The organism is Pseudomonas sp. MH10 (genome assembly GCF_034353045.1).
Lineage (GTDB): Bacteria > Pseudomonadota > Gammaproteobacteria > Pseudomonadales > Pseudomonadaceae > Aquipseudomonas.
In genome coordinates, this window is the sequence record NZ_CP133783.1 from 5,290,936 (window position 1) to 5,303,667 (window position 12,732).

A 12,732-nucleotide genomic window follows, 5' to 3' on the forward strand; every position below is an offset into this window, starting at 1 on the left:
AGCAGGTTAAGCGCATCGAGCTAATCGAGCTTAACCCGCCATCGTCAGACGATTACGGCCTTCACGTTTGGCCACATACAATGCACTGTCCGCCCTGAGCTGAAGGCTTGCGGCGGACTCGGCTGGCAGCAACGTGGCGCCACCGAGGCTGACCGTCAGCGTGATCGGATGATCAGGTGTCGCATACGTGAGTTGTTGCGCGGCCTGGCGTAAACGTTCGCCGACCATCACTGCAGCTTCGCGATCAGTGTTCGAGAGCACGACCAAAAACTCTTCCCCGCCGAACCTGAACACTCGGTCGACATTGCGCAGTTGATTCTTGATCGAGGCGGCTACGGCCTTAAGGACTTCATCGCCAACAGCGTGCCCGTGCATGTCGTTCACCCGCTTGAAGTGATCGATATCGAGCATCAGCACTGACAGCGGACTCTTTTGCCGGCGCGCCAGTTCGATCTCCCGGTTCAAGGTCTGATCCATGGCGACGCGATTACCGGTGTTGGTCAACGGGTCGCGCAGGGCGCTCTGTGTAGCTGCGCGATAAAGCAGGGCGTTTCGCAACGGGAACAGCAAGCAGGTCAGTAACGACTCCAGTTGCGTCAGTTCGAGTTCCGCGAAACGACGATTGCGTTGAAACACCAGCTCACCCAGGTGCTCACCTTCGCTGCTCAAGGTGTAGCTTGCAAAAACAGGGGTGCGCTCACCCAGTTTCAAATGCAGGTCCGAGGAGCTTTGGTCGTACGTCAAACCATCAAGGGGAATCAGGCGTTGAATGCCGCGGAAGAAAATCGTCAGGATTTTTTCGGCATCGAGGCTGGTTTGTAACTGCAGGCCCAGTTGCTGGCGCAGTTGTGTCAGGTCGGCGGGTAACTGCGCGACATTCTGTAACTGACGAAAACCCAGACGTTGCAATTTAGCGTTGTCGAAGTCGATTGCACGGGTCTGGGGGGCTGAACTCATCTTGACACTCCTAAAACAGATAAGGCCGTATAAATGCTTATCTAGACAGAGCGAAAGTCGTGCCAACCCGTTAAGTTAAATAAAGTGTTTATGAATCAGCGGCTTAAGGCGTTACACAAAAAGTAGGATGTTAAACGATGCCGTTTATTTGACTCGATACAGTGCTCATTTTTAGTACTGCCCCCCAAGAGACATAAAACCGTCGTTAGGTGGGCAGGGTAACGCGTTGTTTGATTTCACTATTATTGAGCGTCGAATGCCTGACCATTGATTCCGGTACTGTCTGGACCCATCAAATACAGGTACACCGGCATGATGGCTTCGGGAACAGGATTGGCATTGGGGTTTTCACCCGGATAAGCATGGGCCCGCATGCTGGTGCGTGTGGCGCCGGGGTTGATGCTGTTAGAACGAACCGGCGCGACGTTTTCCAACTCGTCGGCCAAGGTTTGCATCAGGCCTTCGGTGGCGAACTTGGATACGCCGTAGCCACCCCAGTACGCGCGTCCTTTGCGTCCGACGCTGCTTGAGGTAAAGATCACCGAACCATCAGCGGACAGCTTCAGCAGCGGCAGCAGGGTGGCGGTTAGCATAAACATCGCGTTGACGTTGACGTGCATCACGCGCATGAAGTTTTCGCCTGACAACTGCTCTATCGGGGTGCGTGGGCCGATGATCGACGCGTTATGCAGCAAACCGTCCAAGTGCCCAAACTCGGTTTCGATCATCGCCGCCAGCTCATCGTATTGATGCGGCAGCGCGGTTTCGAGATTGAACGGAATGACAGCCGGCTGAGGATGGCCTGCCGCTTCGATTTCGTCATAGACCTGGGTCAGGTTGGCTTCGGTCTTGCCGAGCAACAACACAGTGGCACCGTGCGCGGCGTAGGTTTTCGCCGCAGCGGCACCGATGCCACGACCGGCGCCGGTCACCAGAATAACCCGATCCTTGAGCAGTTCAGGGCGTGCAGAATAATCAAACATGAAAAACCTCAATGGAAAATGAACACAGCTCTGTCGGAGCCAACGTGTTGGCGAGTCGGCGTGTCAGGCAAACCGTGCCAAGCCCTTCGCCAACACGTTGGCTCCTACAGAGGGTCTTTTGATCGGGTTAAATCAGCAGCTACACAGCGCGTTATCCAGCACTTTGCGCAGATCCAGAGGGTGGTCGACGACGACGTCGGCGCCCCAATGATTTGGATTGTCGTGCGGGTGGATGTAGCCGTAGCGTACCGCCGCAGTTTTGGTCCCGGCGTCGCGGCCGGATTCGATGTCGCGCAGGTCATCGCCGACAAACAACACGCTTGCCGGGTCCAGCTCAAGCATCTGGCAGGCGAGAATCAGCGGCTCAGGGTGCGGCTTGCTGTGGGTCACGTGGTCCGGGCAAATCAGGATGGCTGAACGTTCAGCCAAGCCCAGTTGCTCCATGATCGGTAGGGCGAAACGCATGGGTTTATTGGTCACCACACCCCAGATCAGGTTAGCCTTTTCGATGTCGGCCAACAGCTCAGCCATGCCATCGAACAGCTTACTGTGGACGGCGCAGTCAACTTGGTAGCGTTCGAGAAACTCCAGACGCAACGCTTCGAACTCCGGGGCGGTTGGTGAGAGCGCAAAGGTTGCTGCGACCATCGCCTTGGCACCACCGGAAATTTCATCACGTATCAACTTGTCCGACACCGGTGCAAAACCTCGGTCGGCAAGCATGCTTTGGCAGATGGCGATGAAATCCGGCGCGGTATCGAGCAGCGTGCCGTCCATGTCGAATAAAACCGCTCTCAAACGCATAGATTTATGCCTCTCGAAGGGTCTGGATCATGTAGTTGACGTCGACGTCGGACGCCAGCTTGTAATGCTTGGTCAGGGGGTTGTAGGTCAGACCAATGATGTCCTTGACCTGCAAGCCCGCTTCGCGACTCCAGGCCCCCAGTTCCGACGGGCGGATAAACTTCTTGAAGTCGTGAGTGCCGCGCGGCAGCAAGCCCATGATGTATTCGGCGCCGACAATGGCGAACAGAAACGCCTTGGGGTTGCGGTTCAGGGTGGAAAAGAACACTTGGCCGCCCGGTTTGACCATACGGAAGCAGGCACGAATCACCGACGAAGGATCCGGTACGTGTTCGAGCATTTCCAGGCAGGTCACCACGTCAAACTGTTCAGGCATTTCGTCGGCGAGGTCTTCGGCAGTGATCTGGCGGTAATCTACCGTCACGCCGGATTCCAACTGATGCAAGCGCGCCACGGCCAGCGGCGCTTCACCCATGTCGATACCCATGACCGTGGCGCCGCGCTGGGCCATGGCTTCGCTGAGGATGCCACCACCGCAACCGACATCGAGCACGGTTTTGCCCGCCAGATTGACCCGTTCGTCGATCCAGTTAACCCGCAATGGATTGATGTCATGCAGCGGTTTGAACTCGCTATTGCGGTCCCACCAGCGATGGGCCAAGGCTTCGAATTTGGCGATTTCTGCGTGGTCGACGTTGCTCATGGGTGATCCTCAAAAACTCGATTCTTTCGTCTTGTCCGGGCATTTGGACCCGGACAGTCATCATTCGGTTTGGCTTGTAGTATGGCCCGATATTCGCTGGCCCCACGCTTTGGCGGTGTCACACAGCGCCTGTTCGTCCATGCGGGTCAGGCGTTTGTCGTCGAGCAATTGTTTGCCCGCTACCCAGACATGGGTCACGCAATCGCGGCCGGTGGCATAGATAAGCTGCGACACCGGATCATATACCGGTTGCTGGGCCAGCCCGGACAGGTCGAACGCGACGATATCAGCGGCTTTGCCAATTTCCAGTGAGCCGGTCTCGGCCTGAATGCCCATGGCTCGCGCGCCATTGAGCGTCGCCATGCGCAGGGCTCGGTGTGCGTCCAGCGCGGTGGCGGAGCCGGCGACTGCTTTGGCCAGCAAGGCCGCCGTGCGTGTTTCGCCCAGTACGTCCAAGTCGTTATTACTGGCGGCGCCGTCAGTACCGACCGCGACATTGACACCCGCCTGCCAGAGCCGTTCTACGGGGCAAAAACCGCTGGCCAGCTTCAGGTTTGATTCTGGGCAGTGAATCACGCTGGAGTTGCTTTCTACCAGTAAGGCCAGGTCTTCGTCGCTGACCTGTGTCATGTGCACCGCTTGAAAACGCGGTCCCAAGAGGCCAAGGCGGTTCAGGCGTGCCAGTGGCCGCTCATTGAGCTGTTCAACGGATTGTTCTACTTCGAAGGCGGTCTCATGCACGTGCATGTGAATCATTGCGTCGAGTTCGTCAGCAAGAACGCGGATTTTTTCCAGGTTCTCATCGCAAATGGTGTATGGCGCATGGGGGCCGAATGCAATTTTGATTCGCGGGTGGTGCTTGAGATCGTTGAACAGCTCGACGCCCTTATGCAACGCCTCGTCAGTGGTGCGTGCGCCAGGAATCGGGAAATCCAGTACCGGCACGGTGATTTGTGCGCGGATGCCACTGTTGTGCACGCGCTCGCTGGCAACTTGCGGGTAGAAGTACATGTCAGAAAAGCAGGTGATGCCGCCTTTAAGTTGCTCGGCGATGGCCAGGTCGGTGCCGTCACGGACAAAAGCTTCATCAACCCATTTGCCTTCGGCCGGCCAGATATGGTTTTCCAGCCACGTCATCAGCGGCAAATCGTCGGCCAAACCGCGAAACAGCGTCATGGCTGCGTGCCCATGGGCATTGATCAAGCCGGGGCTGAGCAACATGCCCGGCAGTTCGCGGACTTCCACTGCTTGCTGTTTCAGCGCTTCGGCCCTCGGGCCGATGTAGACGATAAGGCCATCGCGAACGCCCAGGCCATGCTCTTTAAGTACCACGCCAGCAGGTTCGACCGGCACTAGCCAAGTGGGCAAGAGCAACAGGTCGAGGGGGGCAGCAGCGTTGGGCATGGCGGGCATCCAGAGCTTGGCTTTCTTTATATATAAGGGGACAGAGACGGGAACGGCGAAGTATACCCGAGCGTCTTGATGGTCGGCTCGCTATAATCGGCGGCTTTTGGTTTCCAGCTTTTTTGTTTTTGGTTTTATTGAGTAATGGGGTGAGAGATGCGCGATCGACTATTGGCTGCAGAGAAAGTGATAGCCATCGATTGGCGGGACGATGCCCTGCATCTGCTTGATCAGCGCGTGTTGCCGTTTGAAGAGACCTGGCACACCTACACCACCGCGGCCGGTGTGGCTGAAGCGATTCGTTCAATGGTCGTGCGCGGCGCGCCGGCGATTGGCATCAGTGCTGCCTACGGTATTGTCTTGGCGGCGCGAGCGCGGTTCGCCGCAGGCGGCGACTGGGCCATGGCGCTGGTGGAAGACTTCGCATTGCTCGCTAGTTCGCGCCCGACGGCGGTCAACCTGTTCTGGGCGTTGAACCGGATGCGCGATCGCCTGGCGCGGCTCAAAGGCAACGAATCGCCGTTGGTTGCGTTGGAAGCAGAAGCGGTGGCCATTCACCTCAGCGACCGCGAAGCCAACCTGACCATGGCTCAACTCGGTGCCGACCTGATTCGCAAGCACCAGGGCAACCTGCAAACCGTGTTGACTCACTGCAATACCGGCGCGCTGGCCACGGGCGGTTTCGGCACGGCATTGGGCGTGATTCGAGCGGCGCACCTTGAGGGCATGATCGAGCGCGTCTATGCCGATGAAACCCGGCCTTGGCTGCAAGGTTCGCGTTTGACCGCGTGGGAATTGGCTAACGAAGGCATTCCGGTCACCGTCAATGCTGACTCGGCGGCGGCCCATTTGATGAAAACCAAAGGGATTACCTGGGTGATCGTCGGTGCCGACCGCATTACTGCCAATGGCGACGTGGCGAACAAAATCGGCACTTATCAACTGGCCGTCGCAGCCATGCACCACGGCGTGCGTTTCATGGTTGTCGCGCCGAGTTCAACCATCGACATGACACTAGACAGTGGCGATGACATTCCCATCGAAGAACGTGACGGTCGCGAGCTGCTGGAACTCGGGGGGCAGCGTGTAGGGGCTGATGTAGACGCGTTTAACCCGGTCTTCGACGTCACCCCGGCGGATTTGATTGACGCCATCGTCACCGAAAAAGGCATCGTCGAGCGCCCCGACACCGCAAAAATGACCCAGCTGATGTGCCGCAAGCGGTTGCATTGAGTGTGTCCTCTGTGAAAGCCAACGTGTTGGCGAGCTTTTGAGGTCTTGCGGCAGCAGGACGCTCGCCAGCACATTGGCTCCTGCAGCTTTCACCAATAGGCTCCAAGCCCCTCAGAGGCGCTATAAAGCGCGATCACTCATCGATTAGTGGTTTGGCAGGCTTTCAGGGGATAGGTCCCTGATCGCGATTGTGATAATATCCGGCGGTTTCCAAGGTACCGCGATGCGCCTGCCTTCACTGCGCAGATCCATGGCACAACTCGTTAATTTGCCGTAAGTCGCTGCATGGCAAACGCCTGCTGCGGCGAGCTTCGTTCTTCCCGCATGGACGACGAAGTTTCACCAGAAAAAGGAATCAGGCTTCTCATGGGCGAACTGGCCAAAGAAATCCTCCCGGTCAATATCGAAGACGAGCTGAAACAGTCCTACCTCGACTACGCGATGAGCGTCATCGTCGGTCGAGCATTGCCTGATGCGCGCGACGGCTTGAAGCCCGTGCATCGGCGTGTACTGTTCGCAATGAGCGAATTGGGCAACGACTGGAACAAGCCGTACAAGAAATCTGCCCGTGTGGTCGGCGACGTTATCGGTAAGTATCACCCGCATGGCGACACGGCCGTTTACGACACGATCGTACGGATGGCGCAGCCATTCTCCTTGCGCTACCTGCTGGTAGACGGTCAAGGCAACTTCGGCTCGGTTGACGGCGACAACGCTGCGGCCATGCGATACACCGAAGTGCGCATGACCAAGTTGGCCCATGAGCTGCTGGCCGACCTGCATAAAGAAACCGTGGATTGGGTGCCGAACTACGACGGCACCGAAATGATCCCTGCGGTCATGCCGACCCGCATTCCCAACTTGTTGGTCAACGGCTCCAGCGGTATCGCCGTGGGCATGGCGACCAACATTCCGCCGCACAACCTCGGTGAAGTCATTGATGGTTGCCTGGCGCTGATCGATAACGCTGACATCACCATTGATGAGCTGATGCAGTTCATCCCCGGTCCTGACTTCCCGACTGCTGCGATCATCAACGGTCGCGCCGGTATCGTCGAAGCCTATCGCACCGGTCGCGGGCGCATTTACATGCGTGCGCGCTCGATGATCGAAGACATCGACAAGGTCGGCGGTCGTCAGCAAATCGTTATCACTGAATTGCCTTACCAGCTCAACAAAGCACGTCTGATCGAGAAGATCGCCGAGCTGGTCAAAGAGAAGAAGCTCGAAGGTATTACCGAACTGCGCGACGAGTCTGACAAAGACGGTATGCGCGTCGTTATCGAGCTACGCCGTGGTGAAGTCCCTGAAGTTGTCCTGAACAACCTCTACGCCCAAACCCAGTTGCAAAGCGTTTTCGGTATCAACATCGTTGCGTTGATCGATGGCCGGCCACGGATCCTGAACCTCAAGGACCTGCTGGAAGCTTTCGTTCGTCACCGCCGTGAAGTGGTTACCCGCCGTACCGTTTTCGAGCTGCGTAAAGCCCGTGAACGGGGCCATTTGCTTGAAGGTCAAGCCGTTGCCTTGTCGAACATCGACCCGGTTATCGCGCTGATCAAGGCCTCGCCGACACCGGCTGAAGCCAAAGTGGCATTGATCGCGACGCCTTGGGAATCCAGCGCTGTTGTCGAAATGGTCGAACGTGCCGGCGCCGATTCTTGCCGCCCGGACAACCTTGACCCGCAATACGGTTTACGCGATGGCAAGTATTTCCTGTCGCCAGAACAGGCTCAGGCGATTCTTGAACTGCGCCTGCACCGTTTGACCGGTCTCGAACACGAAAAACTGCTGACCGAATATCAGGAAATCCTGACCCAGATCGGCGAGCTGCTGCGCATCCTCAACAGTGCCGAGCGTTTGATGGAAATCATCCGCGAAGAACTTGAGCTGATCCGCGCAGAATACGGCGATGTACGTCGCACCGAGATTCTCGATGCCCGTCTGGACCTGACCCTGGGCGACTTGATCACCGAAGAAGAGCGGGTTGTTACCATCTCTCACGGCGGCTATGCCAAGACCCAGCCATTGGCCGTCTACCAGGCTCAACGCCGGGGCGGTAAAGGTAAGTCGGCTACCGGCGTCAAGGATGAGGACTACATCGCGCACCTGCTGGTCGCCAACAGCCACACCACGTTGTTGATGTTCTCCAGCAAGGGCAAGGTTTACTGGCTCAAGACTTACGAAATTCCGGAAGCGTCCCGCGCTGCCCGTGGTCGTCCGTTGGTCAATCTGCTGCCGCTGAGTGAGGGTGAGTACATCACCACCATGCTGCCGGTAGACATGGAAGCCATGCGCAAGAAATCCGAAGAAGAAGGCGGTGACGATGTCATCACCGTGGAATCGGACGACACCGCGACTGACGAAACTGAAGAAGATCGCAAAGCACGTATCAAGGCCGAAGACCGGAAGAAGGCGCCGTTCATCTTCATGTCGACCGCCAACGGTACCGTGAAGAAAACCCCGCTGGTGCAATTCAGCCGTCAACGCAGTGTTGGCCTGATCGCACTGGAGCTGGACGAAGGTGACATTCTGATTTCTGCCGCTATCACCGATGGCGAGCGAGAAGTCATGTTGTTCTCCGACGGCGGCAAGGTCACGCGCTTTAAAGAGTCCGACGTTCGCGCTATGGGCCGTACCGCTCGCGGTGTGCGCGGCATGCGTCTGCCAGAAGGTCAGAAACTGATCTCGATGTTGATCCCGGAGGAAGGCAGTCAGATCCTGACGGCCTCCGAGCGTGGTTTCGGCAAGCGCACCGCGATTACCGAGTTCCCAGAGTACAAACGTGGCGGGCAGGGCGTTATCGCCATGGTTAGCAACGAGCGTAACGGCCGACTGGTCGGCGCGGTACAAGTGCTCGATGGCGAAGAAATCATGTTGATTTCCGACCAGGGCACCTTGGTTCGCACCCGTGTCGATGAAGTTTCAAGTCTGGGGCGTAACACCCAGGGCGTGACCCTGATCAAGTTGGCCAGCGACGAAAAACTGGTGGGCCTTGAGCGTGTTCAGGAACCTTCAGAAGTTGAAGGTGAAGAGCTCGAAGGTGAAGAGCTTGATGGCGAAGTGCTCGAAGCTGACGATGATTTGATCGTACCGGACGCTGATGAAGCGTCCGATACCTTGCAAGGCGATACCCCAGAAGAAGAGTAATGCGATACCTGTAGGCGCGGGCTTGCTCGCGATCAACCGCGGTGCGGTCTCAAATCGGGACCGCTTCGCGATCCATCGCAAGCAAGCCCGCTCCTACAATTGAACTGCGATCTCCTGTCCCACATGACCCTGTGGGAGCAGGCTTGCCTGCGAATGGTTTGATACAGACCCAAGCCTTTGACGAGAGTGGATATGAGCAAGCGAGCTTTTAACTTCTGCGCAGGTCCTGCCGCGCTCCCTGAAGCTGTTCTGCTGCGCGCCCAGGCGGAACTGTTGGACTGGCATGGCAAAGGCCTGTCTGTCATGGAAATGAGTCATCGCAGCGATGAATTCGTCTCCATTGCCAACAAAGCCGAGCAAGATCTGCGCGACCTTCTGAACGTTCCCTCGAACTATAAAGTGTTGTTCCTGCAAGGCGGCGCAAGCCAGCAATTTGCACAAATTCCGCTGAACCTGCTGCCTGAAGACGCCACCGCCGATTACATCGACACCGGTATCTGGTCGCAGAAAGCAATCGAAGAAGCTTCGCGCTTCGGCAACGTCAACGTCGCCGCCAGTGCCAAGCCTTACGACTATTTCGCTATTCCGGGTCAGAACGAGTGGAAGTTGTCCAAAGACGCTGCCTACGTTCACTACGCACCCAATGAAACCATCGGTGGTCTGGAGTTCGACTGGATTCCCGAGACTGGTGATGTTCCGCTGGTGGCGGACATGTCCTCGGACATCCTGTCGCGGCCGGTGGACGTCTCCAAGTTCGGCATGATCTACGCTGGCGCACAAAAGAACATCGGTCCTAGCGGTATCGTCGTCGTGATCATTCGCGAAGACCTGCTTGGGCGTGCCCGTTCGATCTGCCCGACGATGCTCAACTACAAAGTCGCCGCCGATAACGCGTCTATGTACAACACACCGCCCACCTTGTCCTGGTACCTGTCGGGTCTGGTATTCGAATGGCTCAAGGAGCAGGGCGGCGTCGAGGCCATGGGCAAACGCAATGACCTCAAGCAGCGCACGCTGTACGATTTCATCGACGCCAGTGGGCTGTACAGCAACCCGATCAACAAAACCGATCGCTCGTGGATGAACGTGCCGTTCCGCTTGGCCGATGACCGTCTGGACAAGCCATTCCTGATCGGCGCCGAGGCGCGCAGCCTGCTCAATCTCAAGGGCCATCGTTCGGTGGGCGGCATGCGTGCCTCCATCTATAACGCCGTTGATATCCACGGGGTCAATGCCTTGGTGGATTACATGGCAGAGTTCGAGAAGGAACACGGCTAATGTCTGAACAAGAACTCAAGGCGCTGCGGATACGCATCGACAGCCTGGACGAACAAGTCCTGGAGCTGATCAGTGAGCGTGCCCGCTGTGCGCAAGAAGTTGCACGGGTGAAAATGGCCTCGCTGGCGGAAGGCGAAGTGCCGGTTTTCTATCGTCCAGAACGCGAAGCGCAAGTGCTCAAACGCGTGATGGAACGCAACAAAGGGCCGCTGGGCAACGAGGAAATGGCGCGTTTGTTCCGCGAAATCATGTCCTCCTGCCTGGCGCTTGAGCAGCCGTTGAAAGTCTCTTACCTCGGTCCGGAAGGCACCTTCACCCAAGCCGCGGCGATGAAGCACTTTGGTCACGCAGTGATCAGCTTGCCGATGGCGGCTATCGATGAAGTGTTCCGCGAAGTCGCAGCCGGTGCGGTGAATTTTGGCGTGGTACCGGTGGAAAACTCCACCGAAGGCGCGGTCAATCACACCCTCGACAGCTTCCTCGAACACGACATGGTGATCTGTGGCGAAGTCGAGTTGCGTATCCACCATCATTTGTTGATCGGTGAAAACACCAAGACCGACAGCATCAGCCGCATCTATTCCCATGCTCAGTCCCTGGCCCAGTGCCGCAAGTGGCTGGACGCGCATTACCCGAACGTCGAGCGTATAGCGGTTGCCAGTAACGCCGAAGCCGCCAAACGGGTGAAGGGTGAGTGGAGTTCGGCCGCGATTGCCGGCGATATGGCCGCTGGACTGTATGGCCTGACGCGTATCGCCGAAAAAATCGAAGACCGTCCGGACAACGCCACGCGTTTCCTGATCATTGGCAGTCAAGAAGTGCCGCCTACGGGCGACGACAAGACCTCGATTATCGTTTCGATGAGCAACAAGCCTGGTGCGTTGCATGAGTTGTTGGTGCCATTCCATCAGAACGGCATTGACCTGACGCGCATCGAGACTCGACCTTCACGCAGCGGTAAATGGACCTACGTGTTCTTTATCGACTTCGTGGGTCATCACCGCGACCCACTGATCAAGGCCGTGCTGGAACAGATCAGTCAGGAAGCAGTGGCGCTCAAAGTGCTCGGCTCATACCCGAAAGCGGTTCTTTAAAGGGGTAGTGACATGAGCGGCGACTTCCTTGCCCTGGCACAGCCGGGCTTGCAAAAACTTTCACCCTACGTCCCGGGAAAGCCTGTAGACGAATTGGCGCGTGAGCTGAACATCGCCCCGGCCAGCATCATTAAGCTGGCCAGTAACGAAAACCCGCTGGGCGCGAGCCCAAAGGTGTTGGCGGCGATTCACCGCGAGTTAGCCGAGCTGACGCGCTACCCGGACGGCAACGGTTTCAACCTTAAAGCGCAACTGTCTGAGCGCTGTGGCGTGCAGGCCAATCAAGTGACGTTGGGCAATGGCTCCAACGACATCCTTGAGTTGGTCGCCCGTGCTTACTTGGCGCCGGGGTTAAACGCAGTGTTCAGTGAGCACGCGTTTGCGATTTATCCCATCGTCACCCAGGCGGTAGGTGCTGACGCTCACGTCGCGCCCGCCAAAGACTGGGGCCATGACCTGCCTGCCATGCTGGCTGCTATTGATAGCAACACCCGTGTCGTATTTATCGCTAACCCAAATAACCCCACCGGCACCTGGTTCGGTCCGAGCGCCTTGGCTGATTTCCTCGCCGACGTTCCGGCAAACGTGTTGGTTGTGCTGGATGAGGCCTACATCGAGTACGCCGCCGGCACAGATTTGCCAAACGGCCTGGATTATTTGGCGCAGTACCCCAATTTGCTGGTCTCGCGCACGTTTTCCAAAGCCTACGGCTTGGCATCGTTGCGCGTTGGATACGGGCTATCGTCGCCTGCGGTTGCGGACGTACTCAATCGCGTCCGCCAGCCGTTCAACGTGAACAGCCTTGCACTGGCTGCCGCGTGCGCCGCGTTGGACGATGTCGAGTACGTGGCCCAAAGCCGTCGCCTGAACGAAGTGGGCATGCACCTGTTGGAGCAAGGATTGCGCGAGCTGGGCTTGAGCTGGATTGCGTCAAAAGCCAACTTCCTCGCCGTCGACCTCGGTCGTGAAGGTGCCTCGGTGTATCAGGGGTTGCTCAATGAAGGCGTGATCGTGCGTCCGATCGGTGGTTATGGCATGCCTAACCACCTGCGGGTGAGCATTGGATTGCCAAGCGAAAACCTGCGTTTTCTCGACGCGCTGGCGAAGGTTCTGGCGCGTGGTTGAT

General features: G+C 57.5%; 10 protein-coding genes. 5 read left to right on the forward strand and 5 right to left on the reverse strand.

The window, feature by feature from the left end; translation table 11 throughout:
• Window positions 1-30 precede the first annotated feature (30 nt).
• The 5 genes from RHM59_RS23955 to RHM59_RS23975 form a co-directional block, all read right to left on the reverse strand.
• Window positions 31-957 carry a GGDEF domain-containing protein gene (locus RHM59_RS23955; protein WP_322285567.1) on the reverse strand — a complete coding sequence of 309 codons (927 nt, stop codon included), beginning with the start codon at window positions 955-957 and terminating at the stop codon, window positions 31-33.
• 242 nt (window positions 958-1,199) lie between these two features.
• Window positions 1,200-1,940 (reverse strand): YciK family oxidoreductase, encoded by a 741-nt coding sequence (locus tag RHM59_RS23960; protein ID WP_322165592.1) that lies wholly within the window; start codon window positions 1,938-1,940, stop codon window positions 1,200-1,202.
• 132 nt (window positions 1,941-2,072) lie between these two features.
• The gene (gene mupP, locus RHM59_RS23965) at window positions 2,073-2,744 is read right to left on the reverse strand and encodes an N-acetylmuramic acid 6-phosphate phosphatase MupP (protein ID WP_322165591.1); all 672 of its coding nucleotides are present in this window, start codon (window positions 2,742-2,744) and stop codon (window positions 2,073-2,075) included.
• Window positions 2,745-2,748: 4 nt separating this feature from the next.
• The gene (ubiG, locus tag RHM59_RS23970) at window positions 2,749-3,447 is read right to left on the reverse strand and encodes a bifunctional 2-polyprenyl-6-hydroxyphenol methylase/3-demethylubiquinol 3-O-methyltransferase UbiG (RefSeq protein WP_322165590.1); all 699 of its coding nucleotides are present in this window, start codon (window positions 3,445-3,447) and stop codon (window positions 2,749-2,751) included.
• A gap of 60 nt (window positions 3,448-3,507) precedes the next feature.
• On the reverse strand, window positions 3,508-4,851 hold the full coding sequence (locus tag RHM59_RS23975) for a TRZ/ATZ family hydrolase (RefSeq protein WP_322285568.1): 1,344 nt from the start codon (window positions 4,849-4,851) through the stop codon (window positions 3,508-3,510).
• A 156-nt stretch (window positions 4,852-5,007) separates the two neighbouring features.
• Between RHM59_RS23975 and mtnA the strand changes: the two genes are divergently transcribed.
• From mtnA to hisC, 5 genes are all read left to right on the forward strand, one after another.
• Window positions 5,008-6,084 carry an S-methyl-5-thioribose-1-phosphate isomerase gene (gene mtnA / locus RHM59_RS23980; RefSeq protein WP_322285569.1) on the forward strand — a complete coding sequence of 359 codons (1,077 nt, stop codon included), beginning with the start codon at window positions 5,008-5,010 and terminating at the stop codon, window positions 6,082-6,084.
• Window positions 6,085-6,450: 366 nt separating this feature from the next.
• A complete protein-coding gene (gene gyrA / locus RHM59_RS23985; RefSeq protein WP_322165586.1) occupies window positions 6,451-9,234 on the forward strand; it encodes a DNA gyrase subunit A in 2,784 nt (927 codons plus the stop codon).
• 192 nt (window positions 9,235-9,426) lie between these two features.
• The gene (serC, locus tag RHM59_RS23990) at window positions 9,427-10,512 is read left to right on the forward strand and encodes a 3-phosphoserine/phosphohydroxythreonine transaminase (RefSeq protein WP_322285570.1); all 1,086 of its coding nucleotides are present in this window, start codon (window positions 9,427-9,429) and stop codon (window positions 10,510-10,512) included.
• Window positions 10,512-11,606, forward strand: coding sequence for a prephenate dehydratase (pheA, locus tag RHM59_RS23995; protein ID WP_322165584.1), 1,095 nt, complete (start codon window positions 10,512-10,514; stop codon window positions 11,604-11,606). Before serC ends, pheA begins: the two co-directional genes overlap by 1 nt.
• 12 nt (window positions 11,607-11,618) lie before the next feature.
• Window positions 11,619-12,731, forward strand: coding sequence for a histidinol-phosphate transaminase (gene hisC, locus RHM59_RS24000; RefSeq protein WP_322285571.1), 1,113 nt, complete (start codon window positions 11,619-11,621; stop codon window positions 12,729-12,731).
• Window position 12,732: the final 1 nt, after the last annotated feature.

Excerpts from the sequence above, each read along its gene's own strand:
- RHM59_RS23955 (WP_322285567.1), bottom strand. The coding sequence starts at position 957 with ATGAGTTCAGCCCCCCAGACCCGTGCAATCGACTTCGACAACGCTAAA.
- RHM59_RS23960 (WP_322165592.1), bottom strand. The coding sequence starts at position 1,940 with ATGTTTGATTATTCTGCACGCCCTGAACTGCTCAAGGATCGGGTTATT.
- mupP (WP_322165591.1), bottom strand. The coding sequence starts at position 2,744 with ATGCGTTTGAGAGCGGTTTTATTCGACATGGACGGCACGCTGCTCGAT.
- ubiG (WP_322165590.1), bottom strand. The coding sequence starts at position 3,447 with ATGAGCAACGTCGACCACGCAGAAATCGCCAAATTCGAAGCCTTGGCC.
- RHM59_RS23975 (WP_322285568.1), bottom strand. The coding sequence starts at position 4,851 with ATGCCCAACGCTGCTGCCCCCCTCGACCTGTTGCTCTTGCCCACTTGG.
- mtnA (WP_322285569.1), top strand. The coding sequence starts at position 5,008 with ATGCGCGATCGACTATTGGCTGCAGAGAAAGTGATAGCCATCGATTGG.
- gyrA (WP_322165586.1), top strand. The coding sequence starts at position 6,451 with ATGGGCGAACTGGCCAAAGAAATCCTCCCGGTCAATATCGAAGACGAG.
- serC (WP_322285570.1), top strand. The coding sequence starts at position 9,427 with ATGAGCAAGCGAGCTTTTAACTTCTGCGCAGGTCCTGCCGCGCTCCCT.
- pheA (WP_322165584.1), top strand. The coding sequence starts at position 10,512 with ATGTCTGAACAAGAACTCAAGGCGCTGCGGATACGCATCGACAGCCTG.
- hisC (WP_322285571.1), top strand. The coding sequence starts at position 11,619 with ATGAGCGGCGACTTCCTTGCCCTGGCACAGCCGGGCTTGCAAAAACTT.